The sequence below is a fragment of the Streptomyces thermocarboxydovorans genome (genome assembly GCF_039524635.1).
GTDB classification, from domain to species: domain Bacteria; phylum Actinomycetota; class Actinomycetes; order Streptomycetales; family Streptomycetaceae; genus Streptomyces; species Streptomyces thermocarboxydovorans.
Window position 1 is genome coordinate 62,968 of sequence record NZ_BAAAGU010000004.1, and the last position, 24,210, is coordinate 87,177.

The 24,210-nt window shown below is 71.4% G+C and carries 19 protein-coding genes; 8 read left to right on the plus strand and 11 right to left on the minus strand.

Annotated features, from left to right (window positions below):
- Positions 1 to 2: 2 nt before the first annotated feature.
- The 5 genes from ABD198_RS02785 to ABD198_RS02805 all read right to left on the minus strand — a co-directional run bounded on the left by ABD198_RS02785 (position 3) and on the right by ABD198_RS02805 (position 4,574).
- A complete protein-coding gene (locus tag ABD198_RS02785) occupies positions 3 to 635 on the minus strand; it encodes a hypothetical protein (RefSeq protein ID WP_343997667.1) in 633 nt (210 codons plus the stop codon).
- A gap of 77 nt (positions 636 to 712) precedes the next feature.
- Entirely contained in the window at positions 713 to 2,203 is a 1,491-nt protein-coding gene (locus ABD198_RS02790) for a GntP family permease (RefSeq protein WP_343997668.1), read from the minus strand.
- A gap of 117 nt (positions 2,204 to 2,320) precedes the next feature.
- Positions 2,321 to 2,731 (minus strand): RidA family protein, encoded by a 411-nt coding sequence (locus ABD198_RS02795; RefSeq protein WP_343997669.1) that lies wholly within the window; start codon positions 2,729 to 2,731, stop codon positions 2,321 to 2,323.
- On the minus strand, positions 2,728 to 3,501 hold the full coding sequence (locus ABD198_RS02800) for an IclR family transcriptional regulator (protein ID WP_343997670.1): 774 nt from the start codon (positions 3,499 to 3,501) through the stop codon (positions 2,728 to 2,730). The genes ABD198_RS02795 and ABD198_RS02800 overlap by 4 nt, the downstream gene beginning before the upstream one ends.
- Positions 3,498 to 4,574 (minus strand): sugar kinase, encoded by a 1,077-nt coding sequence (locus ABD198_RS02805; RefSeq protein WP_343997671.1) that lies wholly within the window; start codon positions 4,572 to 4,574, stop codon positions 3,498 to 3,500. Before ABD198_RS02805 ends, ABD198_RS02800 begins: the two co-directional genes overlap by 4 nt.
- A gap of 134 nt (positions 4,575 to 4,708) precedes the next feature.
- On the opposite strand from ABD198_RS02805, the gene ABD198_RS02810 reads away from it, so the two are divergent.
- Together ABD198_RS02810 and ABD198_RS02815 are read left to right on the plus strand one after the other, a co-directional pair.
- On the plus strand, positions 4,709 to 5,986 hold the full coding sequence (locus ABD198_RS02810) for an alanine racemase (RefSeq protein ID WP_343997672.1): 1,278 nt from the start codon (positions 4,709 to 4,711) through the stop codon (positions 5,984 to 5,986).
- Positions 5,987 to 6,005: 19 nt separating this feature from the next.
- Positions 6,006 to 7,616: an N-acyl-D-amino-acid deacylase family protein gene (locus ABD198_RS02815; RefSeq protein WP_343997673.1), complete on the plus strand. Its 1,611-nt coding sequence runs from the start codon at positions 6,006 to 6,008 to the stop codon at positions 7,614 to 7,616.
- Between the two features lie 63 nt (positions 7,617 to 7,679).
- On the opposite strand, the gene ABD198_RS02820 is transcribed toward ABD198_RS02815, so the two are convergent.
- On the minus strand, positions 7,680 to 8,609 hold the full coding sequence (locus ABD198_RS02820; protein WP_343997674.1) for a S1 family peptidase: 930 nt from the start codon (positions 8,607 to 8,609) through the stop codon (positions 7,680 to 7,682).
- A gap of 337 nt (positions 8,610 to 8,946) precedes the next feature.
- Here ABD198_RS02820 and ABD198_RS02825 point away from each other — a divergent pair, with 337 nt between their 5' ends.
- Together ABD198_RS02825 and ABD198_RS02830 are read left to right on the plus strand one after the other, a co-directional pair.
- Entirely contained in the window at positions 8,947 to 10,158 is a 1,212-nt protein-coding gene (locus ABD198_RS02825; protein ID WP_343997675.1) for a pyridoxal phosphate-dependent aminotransferase, read from the plus strand.
- Between the two features lie 149 nt (positions 10,159 to 10,307).
- The gene (locus ABD198_RS02830; RefSeq protein ID WP_343997676.1) at positions 10,308 to 10,730 is read left to right on the plus strand and encodes an SCO4983 family protein; all 423 of its coding nucleotides are present in this window, start codon (positions 10,308 to 10,310) and stop codon (positions 10,728 to 10,730) included.
- 553 nt (positions 10,731 to 11,283) lie between these two features.
- Here ABD198_RS02830 and ABD198_RS02835 read toward each other — a convergent pair.
- Positions 11,284 to 13,095 (minus strand): phosphoenolpyruvate carboxykinase (GTP), encoded by a 1,812-nt coding sequence (locus ABD198_RS02835; protein ID WP_343997677.1) that lies wholly within the window; start codon positions 13,093 to 13,095, stop codon positions 11,284 to 11,286.
- A gap of 327 nt (positions 13,096 to 13,422) precedes the next feature.
- On the opposite strand from ABD198_RS02835, the gene trhA reads away from it, so the two are divergent.
- The 4 genes from trhA (at position 13,423) to ABD198_RS02855 (ending at position 17,285) form a co-directional block, all read left to right on the plus strand.
- The gene (trhA, locus tag ABD198_RS02840) at positions 13,423 to 14,136 is read left to right on the plus strand and encodes a PAQR family membrane homeostasis protein TrhA (RefSeq protein ID WP_343997678.1); all 714 of its coding nucleotides are present in this window, start codon (positions 13,423 to 13,425) and stop codon (positions 14,134 to 14,136) included.
- 224 nt (positions 14,137 to 14,360) lie between these two features.
- Positions 14,361 to 15,887, plus strand: a complete 1,527-nt coding sequence (locus ABD198_RS02845; RefSeq protein ID WP_343997740.1) for an MFS transporter — start codon at positions 14,361 to 14,363, stop codon at positions 15,885 to 15,887.
- A 14-nt stretch (positions 15,888 to 15,901) separates the two neighbouring features.
- Positions 15,902 to 16,540 carry a TetR/AcrR family transcriptional regulator gene (locus ABD198_RS02850; RefSeq protein WP_343997679.1) on the plus strand — a complete coding sequence of 213 codons (639 nt, stop codon included), beginning with the start codon at positions 15,902 to 15,904 and terminating at the stop codon, positions 16,538 to 16,540.
- Between the two features lie 13 nt (positions 16,541 to 16,553).
- Positions 16,554 to 17,285 carry a Mut7-C RNAse domain-containing protein gene (locus ABD198_RS02855; RefSeq protein WP_343997680.1) on the plus strand — a complete coding sequence of 244 codons (732 nt, stop codon included), beginning with the start codon at positions 16,554 to 16,556 and terminating at the stop codon, positions 17,283 to 17,285.
- 179 nt (positions 17,286 to 17,464) lie between these two features.
- Here the strand turns inward: ABD198_RS02855 and ABD198_RS02860 are convergent, their stop codons facing one another.
- Genes ABD198_RS02860 through ABD198_RS02875 form a run of 4 tightly spaced genes read right to left on the minus strand, consistent with a single transcriptional unit; the run spans position 17,465 to position 23,980 of the window.
- The gene (locus tag ABD198_RS02860; RefSeq protein WP_343997681.1) at positions 17,465 to 19,879 is read right to left on the minus strand and encodes a galactose oxidase family protein; all 2,415 of its coding nucleotides are present in this window, start codon (positions 19,877 to 19,879) and stop codon (positions 17,465 to 17,467) included.
- Positions 19,876 to 21,069, minus strand: a complete 1,194-nt coding sequence (locus ABD198_RS02865) for a glycosyltransferase (RefSeq protein WP_343997682.1) — start codon at positions 21,067 to 21,069, stop codon at positions 19,876 to 19,878. The genes ABD198_RS02860 and ABD198_RS02865 overlap by 4 nt, the downstream gene beginning before the upstream one ends.
- A complete protein-coding gene (locus ABD198_RS02870; RefSeq protein WP_343997683.1) occupies positions 21,066 to 22,712 on the minus strand; it encodes an ArnT family glycosyltransferase in 1,647 nt (548 codons plus the stop codon). The genes ABD198_RS02865 and ABD198_RS02870 overlap by 4 nt, the downstream gene beginning before the upstream one ends.
- Entirely contained in the window at positions 22,709 to 23,980 is a 1,272-nt protein-coding gene (locus ABD198_RS02875; RefSeq protein ID WP_343997684.1) for a glycosyltransferase, read from the minus strand. Before ABD198_RS02875 ends, ABD198_RS02870 begins: the two co-directional genes overlap by 4 nt.
- Between the last annotated feature and the right edge of the window lie 230 nt (positions 23,981 to 24,210).

The following is a 24,210-nucleotide window of genomic DNA, read 5'->3' on the forward strand; positions in this document are numbered from 1 at the left end:
CCCTACTCGGCGCCGGCGCCGGCCTTCCGGTCGGCGCCGCTCTCCGTCCCGGCGCCCGCCTCGGCCTTCGCGTCCGCGTCCTTCGCGTCGGCGCCGGCTTCCTGGCCGTCCTTGTCCTCGGCGTCCGCCTCCTCGGCTCCGCCGTCGTCGAAGTACACGTCGAGGACCTTGTCCAGCCCGGCGTCCCACTCCGCGAAGCGGCTGCGGGACGGGGCCTCGATCTCGATCGGGTACCAACGGCGTTCCGGTGTATGGACGGTGACGGTGTATCGCTTCCCGAAGCGGGCGACCGACGTCTCCACCGCCCCGATCTCGTCCCAGCGGAACTCGCACTCCTGGTCGTCCAGCCGCAGCCGGATGCCGCGGTGGTCGGCGAGGATGCGGGCGCGGCGGTCGGACGCCTCGAAGACCGGTCCGTCGGGGGCCGGTTCCTCCTCCTCGGGGGCCTGCTCCTCCTCGGCCGGCGGCTCGGACGCCGTCGCGTCCTCCTCGGCCTCCTCGACCGGCTCCTCGGGCTCCTCCGCCCCGGCGTCCTCCTCGCGCCCGGAGACGGGTGAGGAGAGCCCGGGGATGAAGGCCGGGTCGAAACCGGCGCCTTCCAGGGGCTGACTGCTCGAACCTATGCGCTGCTCCACAGCGGAGCAGTATGGTCGACAAACCTGTGCCCGGCCCAGCCAGCCCCTGCTTCGTTATACGGGCTTCGCCGGCACCGTCATACGAACAGGCTCAGTGCCGCCGCGACCGCGAAGCCCGCGACCGACAGCACGCTCTCCAGGACGGTCCACGTCTTGAGGGTGTCCCGTTCGCTGATGCCGAAGTACTTGGCCACCATCCAGAAGCCGCCGTCGTTGACGTGCGAGGCGAAGATGGAGCCCGCGGAGATGGCCATGATGACGAGGGCGATGAACGCCTGGGAGTGGTCGCCCTCGGCCAGCAGGGGGGCCACGATGCCGGCCGTGGTCACGATCGCCACGGTGGCCGAGCCCTGGGCGACCCGCAGCACCAGGGAGATCAGGTACGACAGCACGATGACCGGCAGGCCGACGTCGTTGAAGGTGTCGGAGAGCGCCTGGGCGACCCCGCTGGCCTTGAGGACGGCGCCGAAGACGCCGCCCGCGCCGACCACCAGCAGGATGTTGCCGACCGGCTTGAGGGAGGACGTCGAGACGGCCTCCAGGGACTTGCGGGACCAGCCGCGGCGGATGCCGAGCAGGTAGTAGGCGAGGAACAGGGCGATGGTCAGGGCCACGAAGGGGTGGCCGAAGAACTCGATCACCGAGCGGAGGGTGGAGGGGTCCAGGGCGATCGAGGAGAAGGTCGCGGCGAGGATCAGCAGCAGCGGCGTGCCGATGATGCCGAGGACCGTGCCGAGCGGCACCGGGGTCTCGCGGGGCTCGACGCCGGAGGCCCGCTGCTCCTCGACCACGGCCCGCCGGGCGTCCTCGGCGGCCTCGACCATGTCCTGGGGCACGTCGACGAAGATGCGCCGGCCGATCCAGGCCGAGTAGACCCAGGCGGCGATCACGGCGGGGATGCCGCAGACGATGCCCATGAGGATGACCCAGCCGAGGTCCACATGGAGCAGTCCGGCGGCGGCCACCGGGCCGGGGTGCGGGGGCAGGAAGGCGTGGGTGACGGAGAGTCCGGCGAGCAGCGGCAGGCAGTACAGGAGGATGGACCTGCCGGAGCGCTTGGCGGCGGCGTAGACGATCGGCGCGAGCACGAAGATGCCGACGTCGAAGAAGACCGGGATGCCGAAGATCAGGCCGGTCAGGCCCATGGCGAGCGGGGCGCGCCGCTCCCCGAACAGACCGAGCAGCCGGGACGCCAGCACCTCGGCGCCGCCGCTGACTTCGAGGATCGCGCCGAGCATGGTGCCCAGACCGATGATGATGGCGACGTGGCCGAGGATGCCGCCCATGCCGGACTCGATGGTGGAGACGGCGTCGGACTTCTGCACGGTGCCGAAGAGTTCGGTGACCGACAGTCCCGCCAGCAGGCCGACGGCTATGGAGACGCCGAGCAGCGCGACGAACGGCTGGAGGCGGACCCTGATGATGAGGAAGAGCAGCAGGGCTATGCCGAGGGCGGCGACGGTGAGCAGCCCGGCGGTGCCGTCGATGAGCAGGAGCAGGCCGCCGGTGTGGGGTGGGGTCTCGGGGGCGGGGGCCGAGGCGGCGAGGTGAAGGGATGAGAAGGACATACGGGGGTCCTCTGGGTAAGGGCATGGTGCTTTCGGGCAGGGGGGATCGCGGCACGGCGCCCCTGGGGTGCCGGGCGCCGCGCCGGACGGCGTGTGTGCCTGCGGGGTGAGGGGGTGTCAGTCGAGAACGGCGAGTGCGTCGATCTCGATGAGGAGGCCGGCGGGGAGACCGACGTAGACGGTCGTGCGGGCCGCAGGGGGCTGGGTGAGGCCCTGCTCCTCGAAGTAGGCGTTGTAGATCTCGTTCATCTCCGCGAAGTGGTCCACGTCGGTGAGGTAGACGCGGATCATCATCACGTCGTCCCAGGTCGCGCCGCCCTCCTCGAGGACGGCCTTGACGTTGGCGAGGGTCTGCAGGGTCTGCTCGCGCAGGGTGGGGCCGGCGGGGGTGGGGGCCTTGCCCTCCTCGGCGGGGAGGAACCCGACCTGGCCGGCGACCTGGAGGATGTTGCCCTTGCGCACGCCGTGCGAGAACTTCGCCGGCGGGGTGGTGTGGGTCTTCGGGGTGAGCGCGGTCTTCTCGGTCATGGCGTGTCCTTGTCGGGGCGGTGCACGGGCGTTCTGCCGGAGTACTCGCCGCTGATCGCGTCCGCGGTACGGCGCACCAGCGGGAGCAGGGTGAGGAGTTCGTCGGCGGTCACCACGACGTTCGGCGCGGAGACCGACATGGCGGCGACCACCCGGCCGTCGGCGCCCCGGATGGGGGCGGCGACGCAGTTGATGGACTCCTCGTGGCCGCCGAGGTCGGTGGCCCAGCCCTGTTCGCGCACCTTGGCCAGCTCCTTGAGGAAGGCCTCGGCGTTCGGTGTCGAACGGGGCGTGTACATGGGGTAGTCGAGCTTCTCGGCGAGGGCCCGCCGCTCGGGCTCGGGCAGGTCGGCGAGGAGGAGCTTGGCGACGGCGGCGACGGTGATGGCGACGGGCTTGCCGATGCGGGAGTACATGCGCACCGGGTAGCGGCTCTCCACCTTGTCGATGTAGAGGACCTCGTTCTCCTCGTACACCGCGAGGTGCACGGTGTGTCCGCACTGTTCGTTGAGGCGCACCAGGTGGGGGTGGGCGATCTCGCGGACGTCGAGGTTCTCCATGGCCTCCTGGGCGAGGGCGAAGAGGCGGGCGCCGAGGCGGTAGCGCTGGTCGGACTGGCGGTAGACCAGGCCGTGTTCGTGGAGGGTGCGCAGCAGGCGCAGGGCGGTGGACTTGTGCACGCCGAGGCGGTCGGCGACCTGGCCGAGGTCGGCGGGGCCCTCGGCGAGCAGCGGCAGGATGCTCAGCGCGCGGTCTACGGTCTGGCTCATGGGGTGCGTACCTCCTCGTCGGCCCGTTCCACGGCGGCCGTCCAGCCGGGGCCGAGTCGCAGTCTCCCCCACTCGGTGTCGTCGAGGGCGGCGAGGCGGGCGGTGAGCGCCGCGGGCGGGGGCGGTGCGAGGTCGCCGGGGGTGGTGAGGGCGGCGGCCGCCCACAGGTGCCCGTAGCGCAGCCGCTGCCGTACGGGCAGTCCGCGCAGGGTGGCGGAGAGGAATCCGGCGGCGAAGGCGTCCCCGGCGCCGACGGTCGCCACGACATCGACGGCGAGGGCGGGGACGGAGGTGCCCTGGGCCGGGACGGAGGTGCCCTGGGCCGGCGGGGCCCCGTGGAAGGCCTCCGCTCCCTGGGCGCCGCGCTTGACGACCAGCGTCTCCGGCTCCGGCAGGGCCCTTCTGATCGCCTCCGCGCCGCCGGTGATGCCCCAGGCCTCCTCGGCCTCGTCCTCGCCGACGAAGACGATGTCGGCGCGGCGGGCCAGGTCGAGCAGGATGCGGGGGCCCTCGGGGTGCTGCCACAGGCCTGCCCGGTGGTTGACGTCGAAGGAGATCAGCGGGCGGTCCGGGCGGGGCGCGGTGAGTTCGCCGAGCAGGTCGCGGCAGCCGTCGGAGAGGGCGGCGGTGATGCCGGACAGGTGCAGGATGCGCCCCTGCAGTGCGGCGTCGGCGGGCACGTTCGCCGGGGTCATGGCGGAGGCGGCCGAGCCCGCGCGGTAGTACGCCACCTCGTGGGCGTCGGTCGCGCGGTCGCCCGCGGTGCGGAAGTAGATGCCGGTCGGGCGGTCCGGGTCGCGCCGCACCCGGGAGACGTCGACGCCGTGCCCGGCGATGGCCGCGAGGAGGTGGTCGCCGAAGGGGTCCGCGCCGACCCTGCTGATCCAGCGGGCCGTGTGCCCGGCTTCGGCGAGCATGCACGCGGTGTTGGATTCCGCGCCGCCGATCCCACGATGGAAGGACGGCACCTCGGCGAGGCGGCCCGGTACGGAGGGCCGGAACGTCACCATGGACTCGCCGAGCGCCACGACGTCCACGCCGCGGGCGGGGTCAGAAGGTCCGGTGACGGTCACGATGGCGGGGCTCCTTGTCGCCTGGGATGCTGCGGTGTCCGTTGACCCCGCGTGGCCGAGATGTTAGACAGCGGTGAGCGACATACGCAATGAGCGTTGCACCAAGCGCAACGTCCCTGATCGGGAGGTTCCCTATGGTCTCCGGCCCCGGCTCCGAAGCCCTCGCCCGACTCGCGGAGGAACGCGTCGACCACCGCTTCAGGGGCCTCCCGCCGGACGCCGAGGGCCTCACCGTGGGCGAGCTGGCCGCCCGGCGCCTCAACCTCTTCACCGACGGCTTCACCACGCCCGTGCCGGCACTGTCCGCCGAGCGCCTGGAGCACAACCTGAAGGTGATGGAGACGTACGCGGCCCGGCACGGCCTCGCCTTCGCCCCGCACGGCAAGACCTCCATGGCCCCGCAGCTGTTCCAGCGGCAGATCGAGCACGGGGCCTGGGGCATCACCCTGGCCGTGCCGCACCAGGTGCGGGTGGCGCGCGCGTTCGGCGTGCGGCGTGTGTTCCTCGCCAACGAGCTGGTCGACCCGGCGGCCCTGCGCTGGATCTCCGCGCAGCTGGACGCCGACGAGGACTTCCGGTTCATCTGCTACGTGGACTCGGTGCGCGGGGTGGAGCTGATGGACGCGGCGCTGAGCGGCGCCGGCCGCCCCGTGGACGTGGTGGTCGAGCTGGCCGCCGGTGAGGGCGCCCGGACCGGGGTGCGCACGGAGGCCGAGTGCGCCGCCGTCGCCGACGCGGTGGCCTCGGCGCGCGGGCTGCGGCTGGTCGGCGTCGCCGGGTACGAGGGCGAGGTGCCGAAGGCCGACCCGGAGCGGGTGAGCGCCTGGCTGCGCCGGCTGGTCGCGCTGGCCGTGGAGTTCGACAAGGCCGGGCGGTTCGCCGGGCTGGACGAGATCGTGGTGAGCGCGGGCGGCAGCGCCTGGTTCGACGCGGTCGCCGACGCCTTCGCCGCGATCCCCGCTCTGTCCGCCCCGGTGCTGAAGCTGCTGCGCTCCGGCGCCTATGTCTCGCACGACGACGGGCACTACCGCAGGCTCACCCCGTTCAACCGGGTCCCCGAGGAGGGCGCCCTGGAGCCCGCGTTCCGGCTGTGGGCCCAGGTGGTCTCCCGGCCGACTGCGGAGCAGGCGTTCCTCAACGCGGGCAAGCGGGACGCGGCGTACGACCTGGATCTGCCGTTCGCCCAGGTGGTCCGGCGGGACGGGGCCGAGCGCCCGGCCGAGGGGATCACGGTGACCGCGCTCTCCGACCAGCACGCCTGGCTGCGCACCACCGCCGAGGCCGATCTGCGGGTCGGCGACTGGGTGGGGCTCGGGCTGTCCCACCCGTGCACCTCGTTCGACAAGTGGGTGCTGATCCCCGTCGCCGAGGCGGACGGCACGGTGACCGACTACATCCGTACCTTCTTCTGAGAGACCGGGGGAGACCGGCATGGAAGAGCTCGTCATACGGGACGCGGACGTCGTCGACGGCTCCGGGGAGCCGTCGTACCGGGCAGACGTGGTCGTCGACCGCGGACGGATCGTGTCCATCGTCAAGGAGGCCGCCGCGGCCGGCTGCCAGCGGCCGAAGGCCCGGCGCGAGCTGGACGCCGAGGGGCTGGTGCTCTCCCCCGGCTTCATCGACATGCACGCCCACAGCGATCTGGCGCTGCTGCGCGACCCCGACCACAGCGCCAAGGCCGCGCAGGGCGTGACGCTGGAGGTGCTCGGGCAGGACGGGCTGTCCTACGCGCCGGTCGACGACCGCACGCTGGGCGAGGTGCGCCGGGCCATCGCCGGCTGGAACGGCGCCGGGGACGACATCGACTTCGACTGGCGCACGGTCGGCGAATACCTGGACCGGCTGGACCGCGGCATCGCGGTCAACGCCGCCTACCTCGTCCCGCAGGGCACCGTGCGCGCGCTCGTCATGGGCTGGGAGGACCGCAGGGCCACGCCCGAGGAGCTTCAGCGGATGCGGGAGCTGGTCGCGGAAGGCATGGAGCAGGGCGCGGTCGGCATGTCCTCCGGGCTGACCTACCCGCCGGGCATGTACGCCGACGGCGCCGAACTCACCGAGCTGTGCCGGGTGGTGGCCTCCTACGGCGGCTACTACTGCCCGCACCACCGCTCCTACGGGGCCGGCGCCCTGGAGGCGTACGAGGAGATGGTGACGCTGGCCCGGCGGTCCGGCTGCCCGCTGCATCTGGCGCACGCCACCATGAACTTCGGCGTGAACAAGGGCCGGGCGCCCGAGCTGCTGGCCCTGCTGGACCGGGCGCTGGAGGCCGGCGCCGACATCAGCCTCGACACCTACCCGTACACGCCGGGCTGCACCACGCTGGTGGCGCTGCTGCCGAGCTGGGCGAGCGAGGGCGGGCCGGAGGCGGTGCTGAAGCGGCTCGCGGACGAGGAGACGGCCGAGCGGATCCGGCACGACCTGGAGGTGACCGGCTCGGACGGCTGCCACGGGGTGCCCGTGGAGTGGGAGACGATCGAGATCTCCGGGGCCGGTGACCCGGCGCTCGGCGAGTACGTGGGCCGCACCGTGCTTCAGGCGGCGCGGGAGCGGGGCGTAAGCCCCTGGACGGTCGCCCGTGAGCTGCTGCTGCGGGACCGGCTGGCGCCGACGATCCTGCAGCACGTGGGCCACGAGGAGAACGTGCGGGAGATCATGCGGCACCGGGTGCACACCGGCGGCTCGGACGGCATCCTCCAGGGCAGCAAGCCGCATCCCCGGGCCTACGGCACCTTCCCGCGCTACCTCGGTCACTATGTGCGCGAGGCGGGGGTGCTGTCGCTGGAGGAGTGCGTGGCGCATCTGACCTCGCGTCCGGCCGCGCGGCTGCGGCTGCCGGACCGGGGCCTGGTCCGCGAGGGGTACAAGGCCGACCTGGTGCTGTTCGACCCGCGGACGGTGGCCGCGGGGGCGACCTTCGAGGAGCCCCGGACGCTGCCGACCGGCATCCCGTACGTCCTGGTGGACGGGCAGTTCGTGATCGAGGACGGGCGGCGCACCGATGTGCTGGCCGGGCGGGCGGTGCGCCGGACTCCCCGGTGACCGCCCGCCCGCTCAGGTGGTGACGTGACCGCTCAGGTGGTGACGTGACTGCTCAGGCGGTGCCTACGGCTTGGGGACGAGGCAGCCGCTCGCGTTCAGGTCGAGCTTGCTGTCCGCGCCGAAGCAGGCCGGGAACAGGTAGGTCTGCTGGGCGTAGTTGATGCCCTTGCGGACCGTGACCTGGCCGTTCTCGTCGACCTCGCACGGGTTGTTGAGCGTGCAGCGCTCGCCGTCCTCGTTGCCGGTGTTGTTGACCGCGACCACCTTGCCGGTGGCGGTGTCGACGACCGGCGAGCCGGAGGTGCCCCCGATGGTGTTGCACTCGGGCGTGTAGCGGACCGAGTCCTTGAAGGTCCAGTCGCCTTCCTTCAGGCGGTAGGCGAAGCCGTCGACGGAGCAGTTGTAGATCCGCCTCCAGTAGCCGGAGACCACGCTGATGGAGGTCCCGGCCGCGGGGCGGCTGTCGTCGACGGTGAGCGCGTCGATGCCGTAGGAGCTCTTGATCTGGGCGTAGCTGGTGTTCAGCCGGTAGATCGCCGCGTCCGTGTCGGTCATGGTGGCGTACACCAGGCGGTTGGCGCGCAGGGTGGCGATCCGCGAGCCGGAGGCGTTCAGCAGCGAGAAGGTGCGGCTGGAGGCGCGGTCCACCAGGACCTGGCCGGGCCCGGGGAAGCCGCTCTCCAGGCAGTGGCCGTTGGTCAGGACGAGCGCGGGGTCGTCGTCCTCGGCGTCCGGCATGCGGACGACGGAGCCGGAGCAGTTGCTGAGCGCGACCGTCCCGGCGAAGTTCACCGCACCGGCCTTCGGTGCGGTGAGCCCGGACACGGCGTCGAGGACGCCGTTGACGGTGTCCATCACCGTTCCGGTGGTCGTAGTGCCCGTGGCCGTGCTCGTGTCCGCGGATGTGGGGGGAGCTTCGGCGGCGACCGCGGGCATCGCGCCGGCACCGGTCATCGCCAGCGCGCACAGCGCGACGACGAGAGGTTTTCTCATGTGGGGCCCCTCTATGCGACGGAGGCGACCGGATGGCTCCGGTCGCCCACAGAATTGTCATGCGCATTGTCATCACCGGGACACCGGGACGACAAGGGCTTGTTTCCGCCGGTAACCCCAGTGGGGACCGGCCCGCCCGCGCACCGGATCAGGTTCGCCCGGCGGTGTGAAGGAGCGGGCGCCCGTCGTGGGGAGGGTCGGTGTGGAGGTGATGGAGAGAACCCCTGTGCCGCAAGGGACCGTTGGGGCCGCCGGGGCACATAGCCGCCCGAACCGGAACGTCTCACGTGGCGGAAAACACGGCCCAAGGGGCGATTCGGGACCGTAAGCTCCCTGCATGCAGGTGATCCAGTCGACCAAGCTCGCCAACGTCTGTTACGAGATCCGGGGCCCGGTGCTCGAGGAGGCGATGCGGCTCGAGGCGGCCGGTCACCGCATCCTCAAGCTCAACACCGGCAACCCGGCGGCGTTCGGCTTCGAGTGCCCGCCCGAGATCCTGGAGGACATCCTCCGCAACGTCTCCACGGCCCACGGCTACGGCGACGCCAAAGGCCTGCTGGCGGCCCGCCGGGCGGTGGTGATGCACAACCAGACCCTCGGCATCGAGACCGACGTCGAGCACGTCTTCATCGGCAACGGCGTCTCCGAGCTGATCGTGATGGCCATGCAGGGCCTGCTGGACGACGGCGACGAGGTGCTGGTCCCGGCGCCCGACTACCCGCTGTGGACGGCGGCCGTCTCCCTGTCCGGCGGCACCGCGGTGCACTACCGCTGCGACGAGCAGTCCGACTGGATGCCGGACCTCGCCGACGTGGAACGCAAGGTCACCGACCGCACCAAGGCGCTGGTGATCATCAACCCCAACAACCCCACCGGGGCGGTCTACGACGAGGCCGTCGTCAAGGGCCTGACGGATATCGCCCGCCGCCACAATCTGCTGGTCTGCTCCGACGAGATCTACGACAAGATCCTCTACGACGACGCCGTGCACACCCCCACCGCCGCCGTCGCCCCCGACCTGCTCACCCTCACCTTCAACGGCATGTCGAAGGCGTACCGGGTGGCCGGCTACCGGGTGGGCTGGATGTCGATCTCCGGCCCCCGCGCGCACGCCGACTCCTACATCGAGGGCCTGACGATCCTGGCGAACATGCGGCTGTGCGCGAACATGCCGGGCCAGCACGGCGTGGTCGCCGCGCTCAGCGGACGGCAGACGATCAACGACCTGGTACTGCCGGGCGGCCGGCTGCGCGAGCAGCGGGACACGGCCTACGAGCTGCTGACCCAGATCCCCGGGGTGAGCTGTGTGAAGCCGAAGGGGGCGCTGTATCTCTTCCCGCGGCTGGACCCGGACGTCTTCAAGATCAGGGACGACCGGCAGATGGTCCTGGACCTGCTGCGCCGCGAGAAGATCATGGTCGTACAGGGCACCGGCTTCAACTGGCCCGAGCCGGATCACTTCCGGCTGGTGACCCTGCCCTCGGTCGCCGACCTGCGGGACGCCATGGGCCGCATCGGGCGCTTCCTGGACGGCTACAGCCAGCCCTGAGCCGCGGCGCGGCGACCGAGGCTCTCGATGGCCCCGGTGGCCGGGGCTCCGGAGAATCCGGTGGCCGGGGCTCCGGATTTGATCGACCGCTCAACTTTAGACCGATTCTAAGCTAGGATGGCTTCCTGACAGTTCACAGGAGGCCATCCATGTACGAACCGATCCGCACCAAGTCGGTCCACCGCACGATGGCCGGCACCACCCAGGACTTCCCCCACCGCTCCCGCGAGGAGGAGCTGGACATCCAGCTCGCGGGCCACCTCGCCGCCCTGCTCGCCGTCACCGACGAGCTGCGCGCGACGGCCCCCTCGGCCGACCTGGACACCGCGGCCGAACGGCTGGCCGCCCAGGTGACCCGGCTGCGGGGAGGACGTACGCCGGCCCGCGCCACGGCGCGCACGACCGGTGGCGAGGCGGACGCCGCGACCCTGCACGAGCGGGCGCACGCCCTGGCGGGCCGTGCGCTGGTCGTCGCCGCGTCCCGCGCCGACACGGCGGCCGCGATCCTGGCCGCCGAGCGGATGGACGCGCACGCCGCCGCGCTGGAGCCGAAGGAGCTCGCGTCCCGCTGAGCCCGCCCGACGGGCTCCCGAAGACCGGCCCCGGCCCGCGTGCTCCACAACGACGCGCGGACCGGGCGCCCCGCACGTGAGGGGGCGTCTCCCCCAGCTTCTGCGGGCCGCGAGGCGCGTGGGAGCCGGGGGAGACGCCCCTGACGCCTGCCGTCAGCCGTCAGAGCTCCCGTCCGGCAGCGGTGACGACCGTTCTCGACCGCCCCAGCGGCCGGCACGAGGACGCCGCCGTGACGTTCACCGCGCACGATCACGCGGCCTGAAGGTCGTCACGAGTACCTCCGGAAGCACAGCCGGACGCCCCGGTCCGGGATGGGCCGGGGCGTCCGTCGTGGGTCGGCACGTTCGTGAGAGCCCGGGGCGGGCCGTGCCGGAGTGGGCGGGGGCGGGTCCGGGGCCGCGAGGTGCTCCGCCGGGGCGGACGGAGCGGGCGGTGCCGGGCCCGTAACCCCGCACGCCGTTGTACGGGGCCCCGCCGGTGAGTTCCGCGGCCGGCACGTGACGATCGCTGGTCAGGGCATCCGACCGGCCGCGGAGCTGGTGGGGGCTGTGCTCAGCCCAGGCGCTCGACGAGCGCGCGGTACTGGTCCCACAGCTCCTTCGGGGTGTGGTCGCCGAAGGTGTTGAGGTGCTCGGGGACCAGCGCGGCCTCCTCGCGCCACACGTCCTTGTCGACGGTGAGCAGGAAGTCCAGGTCGGAGTCGGACAGCTCCAGGCCGTCGGTGTCCAGCGCCTCCTTGGTCGGCAGGATGCCGATGGGGGTCTCGACGCCCTCGGCCTTGCCCTCCAGGCGCTCCACGATCCACTTCAGGACGCGGCTGTTCTCGCCGAAGCCGGGCCAGACGAACTTGCCCTCGTCGTTCTTGCGGAACCAGTTGACGTAGTAGATCTTCGGCAGCTTGGACTGGTCCTTGTCCTTGGCCACGTCGATCCAGTGGGCCATGTAGTCGCCCATGTTGTAGCCGCAGAAGGGCAGCATGGCGAACGGGTCGCGGCGCAGCTCGCCGACCTTGCCCTCGGCGGCGGCGGTCTTCTCGGAGGCCACGTTGGCGCCGAGGAAGACGCCGTGGTTCCAGTCGAAGGACTCGGTGACCAGCGGCACGGCGGTGGCGCGGCGCCCGCCGAAGAGGATCGCGGAGATCGGCACGCCCTTGGGGTCCTCCCACTCGGGCGCGATGATCGGGCACTGCGAGGCGGGCACGGTGAAGCGGGCGTTGGGGTGGGCGGCCGGGGTGTCGGACTCGGGCGTCCAGTCGTTGCCGCGCCAGTCGGTGAGGTGGGCCGGGGGCTGCTCGGTCATGCCCTCCCACCACACGTCGCCGTCGTCGGTGAGGGCGACGTTGGTGAAGACGGCGTTGCCCCACAGCGTCTTCATGGCGTTGGCGTTGGTGTGCTCGCCGGTGCCGGGCGCGACGCCGAAGAAGCCGGCCTCGGGGTTGATGGCGTAGAGGCGGCCGTCCTCGCCGAAGCGCATCCAGGCGATGTCGTCGCCGATGGTCTCGACCGTCCAGCCGGGGATGGTCGGCTCCAGCATGGCGAGGTTGGTCTTGCCGCAGGCGCTCGGGAAGGCGGCGGCGACGTACTTGGCCTCACCGCGCGGCGGGGTGAGCTTCAGGATGAGCATGTGCTCGGCCAGCCAGCCCTCGTCGCGGGCCATGACGGAGGCGATGCGCAGGGCGTAGCACTTCTTGCCGAGCAGGGCGTTGCCGCCGTAGCCGGAGCCGTAGGACCAGATCTCGCGGTCCTCCGGGAAGTGGGAGATGTACTTGGTCCGGTTGCAGGGCCAGGGCACGTCCTGCTGGCCCGGCTCCAGCGGGGCGCCGAGGGAGTGCACGGCCTTGACGAAGAATCCCTCGTCGCCGAGCTCGTCGAGCACGGCCTGCCCCATGCGGGTCATGGTGCGCATGGAGACGGCGACATAGGCCGAGTCGGTGATCTCGACGCCGATCGCGGACAGCGGCGAGCCGAGCGGGCCCATGCAGAAGGGCACCACGTACATCGTGCGGCCCCGCATGGAGCCGCGGAACAGGCCCTTGTCACCGGTGAAGATCTCCCGCATCTCGGCGGGGTCCTTCCAGTTGTTCGTCGGGCCGGCGTCCTCCTCCTTGGCGGAGCAGATGAAGGTCCGGTCCTCGACGCGGGCCACGTCGGTGGGGTCGGAGGCGGCGTAGTAGGAGTTGGGGCGCTTGATCGGATCCAGTTTCCGGAACGTTCCCTTGGCGACGAGCTCCTCGCACAGGCGCTCGTACTCGGCCTCTGAGCCGTCGCACCAGACGACCTCGTCCGGCTGCGTCAGGTCTGCGATCTCGTTGACCCAGGAGATCAGTCCCTGGTGGGTGGTGGGAGCCGCGATGTCGCGCGCCACGATTGCTCCTAAATGAGGGGTTTTTTGTTGGGAGGCCCCGTGGGGGCTGCGACCCGGATGCTTGTCGGTGAGATCTTGGGCGCTCATCCGGTGCCGACCGCACTCATTTGATCATCCGACGCGAGCGCCCATCTGTCCAGAGGGCCGCACAGGTGAGCAGCGTGATGATGACCACGGTTTTTCGGGTGGCTTTACGAGCACGTTGGGTTGATATGGCGATTTCTTTGCGTGACGGTTCGGCCGAGGAGTCGTGAGAGGATGGCCGGAACGGTGCCCAATTCGTCACACCGATCCGCAACTTACGGTCCCGTAGGTACCATGCGGTGCATGACAGCGTTCGTCCCCGACGCGCCCTCGGACACGCCGGCCGACGGCCGCGGTCCGGTCGCGACCCATCTGCCGCACCCGGTCAAGCCCAAGCTCCGGGGCTGGCTCCATCTGGGCATGTTCCCCGCCGCCCTGGTCGCCGGCCTGGTCCTCACCGCCCTCGCCGACTCCACCCGCGGCCGGATCGCCTGCGGGGTCTACGCGCTCACGGCCTGCCTGCTGTTCGGCGTCAGCGCGCTGTACCACAGGGGCAACTGGAGCCCCCGCATGGACGGCATCCTGCGCCGCCTGGACCACGCCAACATCTTCCTGATCATCGCCGGCACCTACACCCCGCTGACCATCCTGCTGCTGCCGCTCTCCAAGGGGCGCTGGCTGCTGTGGGGCATCTGGGCCGCCGCCGTCGCCGGGATCGCCTTCCGGGTCTTCTGGGTCGGCGCCCCGCGCTGGCTCTACACCCCCTGCTACATCGCCATGGGCTGGGCGGCCGTCTTCTACCTGCCCGACTTCATGCGCACCGGCGGCATCGCCGTGCTGGTCCTGGTGATCGCGGGCGGCGTGCTCTACAGCGCGGGCGGCGTGATCTACGGCATCAAGAAGCCCAACCCGTCACCGCGCTGGTTCGGCTTCCACGAGGTGTTCCACTCCTTCACCCTGGCCGCCTTCATCACCCACTACGTGGGGATCTCCCTGGTGGCCTACCAGCACGCGTAGCGCGCGACGAACGGCACGGGACAGGGCCGCGGCGGTGACGCCGCGGCCCTTTTTCATGCCCTTTTCCGTGCCCGGATACCGTCCACCCGCGTGGCGCTTGTTGACAGTCACCTCTTTTTGGGAGTTACTCTCATTTCATGGCTGCTGTCATTGCTGTCGATTCCGTGAACGCCGCTCCGCCCGACCCCCGCCGCTGGTGGGCCCTGGGCGCCCTGGTCGCGAGCATGCTCACGCTCGGCTTCGACCTGACGATCCTCAACGTGGCCCTGCCGACGATGGCCGCGCAGCTGGAGGCGAGCACCGACCGGCTCCAGTGGATCGTGGACGCGTACATCGTGGTGTTCGCCGCGCTGATGCTCCCCGCGGGACTTCTCGGCGACCGCTTCGGGCGCCGCCGGATGCTGGTGGCGGGGCTCGCCGTGTTCCTCCTCGGCTCCCTGGCCGGCGCGCTCACCGACACACCGGGCCTGGTGATCGCGGCCCGCTCGGTGATGGGGCTCGGGGCCGCGCTGGTCATCCCGCTCGGGCTGTCCGTGCTGCCGTCGATGTTCGGCGAGGAGGAGCGCGGCAAGGCGGTCGCCGCCGTCACCGCCTCCATGGCCGCGGGCATGCCGCTCGGCCCGCTCGTCGGCGGACTGCTGCTCGACCACTACTGGTGGGGCTCGATCTTCCTGATCAACCTGCCCATGGCCGCCCTCGGCATCGCCGCCTGCCTGTTCCTGCTGCCCGAGTCCCGCGACCCGTCCTCGCCGAAGGTCGACCCGCTGTCCACCGCGTACAGCGCGCTCGGGCTGGGCGCCCTGGTCTTCGGCATCATCGAGGGCCCCGGACACGGCTGGACCAGCGGCTGGGTGCTGGGCGCCTTCGCCCTGGCCGCGCTGCTGCTGACCCTGCTGACGGTGCGTGAACGGCACGCCGTGCGGCCCATGCTCGACCTGGCGCTGCTCGGCCGGCGGGTGTTCCTGCTCAACACGCTCGCCGCCACCCTCGGCACCTTCGTCTTCTCCGGGCTGCTGTTCCTGCTGCCCACCCGCCTGCAGGAGACCGACGGGCACGACGCCTTCGGCACCGGGCTGCGGCTGCTGCCGATGATGGGCGGCCTGCTGGTCGCCGCGCGGGCCAGCACGCCGCTGGTGCGCCGATTGGGCCCCCGGCCCGTGGTCGCCACCGGCCTGGTGGTGCTGTGCTTCGCCGCGCTGCTCGGCTCGCGCACCGGCCCCGGCGACGGCTACGGCTTCACCGCGCTGTGGCTGACCATCGCCGGCTTCGGCTTCGCCTTCGCCATGGTGCCGGCCATGGACGCGGCGCTCGGCGGCATCGCCGCCGACGAGGCCGGCAGCGGCTCCGGGCTGCTGATGACGCTGCGCCAGGTCGGCGGCGCCGTCGGCATCGCCCTGCTGGGCAGCCTGGTCGCCGACACCTACGCCGACCGGCTGGACACCACCGGCCTGCCCGCGCCCGCCGCCGAGGCCGCCCGCGAATCGCTCAGCGGGGCGCACGCCGTCGCCGAACGGCTTGACCTGCCCGCGCTGGCCGCCTCGGCGGACGCGGCCTATCTGGACGGCATGTCGGTGGTGCTGGTGGTGTGCGGCGCGGCCGCGCTGGCGACGGCGGTCATGACGGCCCTGTGGCTGCCGAATCCGCGGCCCGCGGCCGGACCGGACACCACCTCGCCCGAGCCGTCGCCGGCCGCAGGCCCCTCCGGCCCCTCCCCGGCTCTTCCCGGCCATGGTCCCGGCGAAGGAGGATGACGGACAATGAGGCCATGACCATGGCACGAACCCCTGTTCGCGAACCGGCCCGCCACCTGGGCCTGCGCGAACGGAAGAAGATCAAGACGCGCATGGCGATCAGGGAGGCCACCTACGCCCTGATCAAGGAACAGGGGTACGACGCCACCACGGTCGAGCAGATCGCCGAGCGCGCCGAGGTCTCGCCCAGTACCGTCTTCCGCTACTTCCCCACCAAGGAGGACATCGTCCTCACGGACGAGTACGACCACCTCCTCGAGGACCTGATGCGCGGCCGTCCCGACGACGAGCCCGTGCTGGAGTCGGTGCGGTGGGCCGTCCGGGAGGCGATGGCGATGGCCTTCGCCGACAACCCCGAGCACCAGCAGGAGGAGATGGTGCTGCGCGCCCGGCTGGCCGTGGAGGTCCCCCAGGTGCGCTCCCGGCTGATGGAGAGCATGTCCGTCACGGGGCATCTGCTGTGCCGGGCCATCGCGGAGCGCACCGGCCGCAAGGAGCAGGATCTCGAGGTCCGGGTCTACTCGATGGCCCTGATGGGCGCCCTGCTGGAGACACTGGTCTACTGGGGCGAGCGCGGCTGCCGCGACGATCTGGCCGAGCTGATCGACCGCACTCTGGACACGTTCCAGGACCTGCCGCGCCGCCTGCCATGACATCCTTGACCGGGTGAACGGTCCTGAGATCCACGTCGAGTTCGACCCCGAGCTGCTGCTCTTCGTGCCGCAGGCCCGGCCCGCGGGCACGCTGAAGACCGCCACCGACGGGATGTCCACCCTCGGCCATGTCGTCGAGTCCCTCGGCGTGCCGCTGACCGAGGTCGGTGCGCTGCTCGTGGACGGGCGCGAGGTGCCGGTCTCCCACGTGCCGCAGGCCGGGGAGGGGGTCACCGTACGGAAGGTGGCGCACCCGCAGCAGGTGCCCGGCGCCCCGCTGCGGTTCCTGCTCGACGTCCATCTGGGCACGCTGGCCCGGCGGCTGCGGCTGCTCGGGGTGGACACCGCCTACGAGGCGACCGACATCGGTGACCCGGCGCTGGCCTCGCGGTCGGCCGCGGAGCGGCGGGTGATGCTCAGCCGGGACCGGGGGCTGCTGCGGCGGCGCGAGCTGTGGGCGGGCGCGTTCGTGTACAGCACCCGGCCGGAGGAGCAACTGGCCTACGTCCTGGACCGGTTCCGGCCCGAGCTGCGGCCGTGGACGCGGTGCACCCAGTGCAACGGGCTGCTGCGGGAGGCGACCAAGGAGGAGGTCGCCGATCAGCTGAAGGGCGGCACGCACCGGACGTACGACGTCTTCGCGCAGTGCACCGAGTGCGGGCGCGCGTACTGGCGGGGCGCGCACCACGAGCAGCTGGAGGCGATCGTCGAACGGGCGGTGGCGATGCGCGCGCAACTGGGCTGAGCACACGGGCGCATCGAGCGGGCGGCTCGCCGATCCGGCGTGGGCGCCGAGCCCGTGCGACTGCGCCCCGTTGTGCCGGCGCCCGACGCCGGACACCCGCAGGCGCGGGGAACCGCGGCGCCGTGGTGTCCGGCGCGCGGTCCCCCGCGCCTGTCAGTGTCCGGGGTCCGGGGCCCGGCTCAGCGCATGGCCAGGTCCCCCTCGCCGCAGGCGATGCCGTCCCGGTTGCGGTCCAGCTTCAGCGGGTCGTCCTTGCCGTTGACCTTCAGCCGGCCGTAGTCGTGGTCCTTCAGCCAGGTGCAGCGGGCCGTGGTGGCCGGCTTCACCTCGTCGGGGAACACGGTCGGGACGCAGACGTTGGCCGAGCCGTAGTGGCGGTCGCAGCCGGAGATCCGCGGGCTGACCGGGTGGGACGTGCGCTTCTTGCCGGGCCCGGTCACCTTGCCCTCGGGTGCCTGCGCGAAGTCGTGGACGTGGGCGGAGGCGTCCTTGGCGGTGAGCGCCTGCGGGCCCTGCAGATGCACCCACTTGGCGACCGACGGCACGCCGCCCGCGTCGACCACGAACAGCATGTACCAGCCGGGCGGGGCCAGGTCGGGGTTGCTGGTGACATTCAGGTCGACGTTGTTGCCGTCGACGGACAGCGGCAGGTCGACGAACCGCTGGTTCGGGTCGGAGGAGTGGGTGACCGCGGCCGGGCGGATCAGCTCGGCCTGGGCGATGGGCCGGTCGACGGTGATGCGCTGGGTGTCGCCGTAGGTCCACTCGGTGTCGATCAGCGAGGTGATCTTCGGCCGCTCGCCCTTGAAGAGGTAGGGCGGGCTGTAGATCGACACGTCGTGGTTCCAGGAGCCGTCACCCGGGTTGTCGCCGGTGGCCATCACGCGGCCGTCGGGGAGCAGGAACGCCGAGGAGTGGTAGCCGCGGGCCTCCGGGTCGACGGCCACCGGGTCGAAGGTCTCCGAGGCGGGGTCGAAGATGGACGTCTCGTAGACCGGGTCGGCGCGGTTGTGCAGGGCGCCGCCGGTCTCCAGGACCTTGCCGTCGGGCAGCAGCACCGCGGACACGTACATCTTGCCCTGGCCGCCGGTCTGCGGGACGCGGCCGTCACCCAGGTCGACGGTGCCCTGCGGGATGGGCGGGCCGGCGACGTAGCTCGGGCTGGGTTCCTTGAGGTCGATGATGTCGGTCAGGCGGTTGGCGTCCGGGTTGGTGTCGATGTTGCCGCCGCCGAGGGTGAGGACCTTCTGGTCCTGCGCCGGGGGCAGCAGCACGCTGGCCGACTGGTCGCGCTCGTCCTTGTTCTGCAGGCCGGGCACCTGGGTGATGGTGTTGGCCTCGTAGTCGTAGATCGCCGCGCCGGTGCCGGGGATGTTGTTGCCGAAGACATGGCTGCCGGAGTAGAAGAGGCGGCCGTCCTGCATCAGGATCATCGACGGGTACAGGCCCCAGTACGACCAGGTCTGGTTGACCTTCCAGGTGGGCAGCCACTGCTGCTCGGCGTCCGACCACAGCTCGGCGGTCACCGAGCCGGTGGAGTCCTCGCGCAGGCCGCCGAAGCTGATGACGTCGCCGTTGCCGAGGATGGTCGCCGACGGGTACCAGTGCCCGTCGTTCATGTCGTTGGTCTTGGTGTAGGTCTCGGTCTCCGGGTCGAAGATGTACGAGTCCTTGTAGCCCTGGTAGCCGATGGTGCCGTCGGCGGACGGGTAGCCCTTGTTGCCGCTCATCACCAGGACGCGGCCGTCCTTGAGCTGGACGTGACCGGCGCAGAACATGTCGTCCGGCGTGGGGATGGTCTTGTAGGTGCCGTTCTCCGGGTCGTACACCGCCGAGGTGAAGGTGCCCGCCTCGAACATCTCCGGGTCGTTGCCGGAACCGGCGATCAGCAGCACCTTGCCGTTGTGCAGCACGACGGAGTGCATCGAGCGGACGGGGTTCTTGGTGGGGAGCACCTCCCACTTGCCGTCGGCGCACTCGGCCGCCGTCCCGGTGCACTCGGGGTCGGGGACCGGCTCGGCGACCTGCTCCATGGTGTAGTCGTCGGTGGTGACGGAGCCGGTGCCGTAGACGGAGACGCCCCAGGCGATGCGGTCGGTGCCGGCCGGGACCTCGGGGGTGCGGACGCCGGCCTCGGTCCAGGCGGCCGCCATGTCCAGCGTCTTGAGGTCGGTCCAGTACTGCCAGCCTGCGGTGGCGTCGTGCCGGAACAGCGTGACCGAGGTGTCGGGCGTCGTCGACTTGTACCAGAGGGACAGGTCGTACTGCCTGCCCGGCGACACCACCGGCGCGCACTCGGCGGACTCGGTGATCAGGGCCTTGCGGTCCCCGTCCACGCGCCGGGTCAGCTCGACCTTCATCGCCTTGTCGCCGGTGTGCGCGTCGTCGGTGACGGTGAAGGTGAAGTCGTTGTCACCCCAGCCCGACTTGGACCAGCAGTACGGCATGTCACCGGCGCCGGCCGTCTCGAATCCCGGGTTCTTCACCAGGTTGGCGGCCGAGGCCGGCTGGGGCGCGGTGAGCAGGAGGCCCGTGGTGAGCGCGCCGACGGCCGCCAGGGCCGTGGCGCGTCCGGGCCTGAGCGGTGTTCTCATGGCGTGCTCCTTGCTGTGCGGCTCGCTCGGCGGCTCCTGCGCGGCAGGTACACCAGCGCTTCGGTTCCCACGAAGCGCAGGACGAAGGTGATGACGAGGGCCAGGGCGGTGGCCGGGAGGACAGCCAGGTGGAACTGGCCGACCAGCAGGGCGATCAGCGGCAGCCTCAGCACCAGGTCGGCGTTGGCGAGCAGCGCGAACCGCACGGTGCGGTCGGCCCAGTGCCGGTGCCGGCGCCGGGTGCGGAACAGCAGCCGGTCGATGAGCAGGAAGTTCCAGGCCACGCCGGACTGGTTGGCGATGATCTCGGCGGGCAGATAGTGCAGCCCCGCCTCGGTGAGCGCCCACAGCGCGGCCAGGTTGGGCACGAAGCCGGTGAGCCCGATCAGCCCGAAGACGATCATGCGGGCGAGCGGTGCCTCGGTGCGCAGCCCGGCGAGGTGCCGCAGGAAGCGCAGGCCCTCCCTGGCGGTGGACTTGGACTCGCCTGCGAACCGCTCCTGGAAGACGAACGGCACCTCGGTGACCGTGCGCGGGCGGCTGCGGACGGCCAGTTCGAGGAGGATCTTGTAGCCGAGCGGCTTGAGCTCCTCGGCGGTGACCGTGGTGCGGCGGATGGCGAAGAAGCCGCTCATCGGGTCGCTGATGCCGTGCAGGCGGCGCGGGAAGAGGGACTTGGTCAGCCAGGTCGCGCCGCGCGAGACGGCCACCCGGTAGCTGCCGGCGAGTCCGGCGCGGCTGCCGCCCTCGATGTACCGGGAGGCGACGACGAGTTCGGCGCCCGCCCGCTCGCCGGTGGCGATCAGCTCGGGGACGAGGGCCGGCGGGTGCTGGCAGTCGCCGTCCATGACGACCACCCAGTCGGAGGTGGCCGCCTCGATGCCCTCGACGACGGCGCCGCCGAGCCCTCCGGTGGGCTCCTCCCGGTGCAGGACGGTCACCGGGAAGGGGCAGTCCTGCGCGGCGGCGCGGATGACCTCGGGGGTGTCGTCGGTGGAGTCGTCCACGAAGACGACCTCGCAGGGCACCCGCGCCGGGACGGACTCGGTGATCTGGTGCAGCAGCTGCCGTACGTTGGCGGACTCGTTGAAGGTCGGTACGACGATGGTGACGGCCCCCGGCTCGGGGACCTCCACCGGTTCGAGGACCGGCTCCCCCAGGCCGCCGGGGACGATGGACTCCTGGCTCATCGGGCGCCTCCGGCGGTCGCGACCTTGCGGATCTCTATGCGGTCCTCGCCCGTGCCGAACACGGCGACCGGCCGGGAGTGCTCGATGGCGGCCCTGACGTTGGGCAGGTCCTTGGCGTCGCGCCGCACGGTCGGCGAGGCGACGACGTAGTCGATGTCCCGCCAGCCCTTGGGCATGGTCCTGGTGACGGCCGGGTCCAGGTCGGCCTTGTAGAACCAGATGACGCCGAGCCCCGGTTCGTACCCGGCGTGCACCAGGTCCAGCCACATCGCGTCGTCCACCAGGACCCGTGTGCGGGCCGGGTCGGGCACCTTCTCGGCCATCCACCGCGAGGCCGCCTCGTAGGGGGCGTTGGCGTCGGTGGTGACGGCGATGCGGGTGCCGTCGTACCAGCGGGGGCCGACGTAGGCGCAGGCGGCCACGGCGAGGGCGACGGCGAGCGTGTGACGTCCGTACACCGTGGCGCGCCTCTCCATCTCGGAGCGGCCCCGGCGCAGCACCGCGTGGGCGACGCTGGCGGCCCCGCCGGCGAGGACCAGCGCGAGGAACGGCAGCGCCTGGATGACGTACATCGCGGGCAGATAGCCGTCGGGGCGCAGGGCGAGCGCGGCGAGGATCGCGACCGCGAGGGCCGGTCCGGCGAGCGCGCGGGCGGTGACCGACCAGCGCCAGGTGGCGAGCAGCAGCAGCGCGCCGGCCAGGCCGCCGAGCGGCAGGATGCGGTCGTAGTACAGCCAGGACTGGAGCACGTTCCAGGAGCCGGAGCCCTGGTCCAGGATGAAGCCCGAACCGGGCCTGGTCATCTGGTACTTGACGCCGTCCCAGAGAGAGACATGGCCTGCGCCGGGCAGCAGCTCGCCCTTGAGCAGGGCGAACAGCGGGTAGGAGAAGCCGATCAGCGCGCACGCCGTGACGGCGCCGGTCAGCGCGAACTTGCGGGTGTCCTTGTGGCTGTGCCGCCAGGCGGTGACGAACAGCGCGGGCAGGACGAGCAGCATCGTCTCCTTGGTGAGCACGGCGGTGGCGGCGGCCATGCCCGCGCCGAAGTGGTGCCACAGATGCCGGCTCGGGGACGCGGCGAGGGTGAAGGCGAGCAGCGTCCACATCACCGCGAGGTTGTCGAGGAAGATCTCCCGCTGGAGCACCACCGACAGCGGCGACAGCCCGAACAGCGCCATGCCGAGCCCGGCGGCCCAGCGGGGCAGGGCGAGGCGGCGGCCGAGGACGTGGACGAGGACCGCGCTGATGCCGCTGATCAGCAGCATCACCGCGCGCATGGTGCCGACGGTCATCGACTCGGGGCTGAGCAGCGCCGGGATCCAGGTGAGGACGGCGAGCTGGATCCAGCCGAGCGGCGGGTGGTCGTACCAGTAGGTGTAGTGGGCCAGGCCCCGGCCCTCCTGGACGGCCCAGGCCTGGGCGAGGTAGGTGCCCTCGTCGTCGCTGAAGGCCGGGTAGGCGGAGATGTTCCAGCCCTGCACGACGAGGATCGCCAGCAGCAGGACCCCGCACAGCAGCAGGTCGGGGCGCGAGGTGCGCAGACGGCGGGGCGGCAGCGCCCGGCCCGTGGCACCGGCGGGGGGTGCGGGCCGGCGCTGCGCGGGTATCTGCGGCGCGGTCACCGGGTCGAGGGTGGAGGTCACGCGGCAACGTCCTCTCGGGTCCGGACGTCGGCCGTGTCGAGATGGGCACCGACGTGCGTGGTCAGCTCCCAGTCGCTGCGCCCGCGCTGCTCGCGCCAGACCGCGCGGATCGCCGCGCCGGCGAGGAGCAGCTGGTAGAAGGGGCCGCCGACGATGAGCTTGAGGTAGTGCACGAGGCGCACCCGCAGCCCGTACTGCTTGCCGAAGTCGTGCAGCCCGACGACCTCGAAGACGAAGGTCACCAGGGCGGTGACGGCGGGCAGGAAGGTGATGAAGGCGACGCCGACGGGCACGTCGAGGAAGATCGCGATGGCCACGTTCAGCGGGATGATGACGCCGCTGAACGCCTGGAGGAACGGCGTCATCAGGGTGTAGCGGGCCAGCATCCGCTGCCGCAGCGCGGGCAGCTGCCTCCAGTCCTTCTTCCGGTACACCTGCAAGAAGCCCTGGTTCCAGCGGGTGCGCTGCTTGAGCAGCGAGACCAGCGAGCCGGGGGTCTCCTCGCGGGTGACCATGTCGGAGTCGTAGGCGACGACGACCTTCTTGCCGGCGCTGGAGAGGCGGACGCCGAGGTCGCAGTCCTCGGCGAGGCAGTCGGGGTCCCAGCCGCCGGCCGCGCGCAGCACGTCGGTGCGGACGAAGACGGTGTTGCCGCCCAGCGGGATGAACCCTTTCTGCGCGTGCAGATGGAGCCGGGAGCGGAACCAGAAGAAGTACTCCAGGCAGTTGCGCAGGCTGTACCAGCTGGAGTGGAAGTTGATCAGCTGCACCCCGCCCTGCACCACGTCGGCGCCGGTGGAGCGGAAGGCGTGGTCGACATGGGCGAGCAGCTCCGGGTGCACCTGGTCCTCGGCGTCGAACACCCCGACCACGTCGCCGCGGCAGTACGGCAGGGCCGTGTTCATCGCCTTCGGCTTGTTCTTCTTCCCGTGGGTGTCGACGACGACCCGCACCCGCGGGTCGCGGGCGGCCGCCGACTCGGCGACCGCGGTGGTCTCCGGATCGTCGTGGCCGACGATCACGATGATCTCGAAAGCGGTGTGGCTGGACTCCAGCAGCCGCTGGATGGTGTGGTCGAGCACGGCCTGCTCGTGCCGGGCGGGCAGCAGCAGGGAGAACGACAGATGCTCACCGCCGTCCGGGCTGCTGAACCGGGTGGAGGCCAGCACCTCCGGCGTGCGCCAGGCGTGCATCTGCCACCACAGGGTGAAGGCGGCCATCCCGAACAAGGCCAGCGAAACGACAGCAATGAAGACGGACGTCAGCAAACAGATCCCCCCAGATCCCCGATCCCCCCGGACGTGACGGCCGCGTCACCCGCATCGAGCGGCGCACGGCAGATTTCGTCACGTCACTGTGCAGAGAATAAGGGGAAGTTGTGAAAACTGGGGTCCATTTCGATGAAGTGCCTGTTGCGCAAGGGGTCGACTTCTGGCCGAAGTTGACCGATTTCGCACCCAACCTTTCTGCGCCCGGGCAGCGCAAAACGATTGCCGCA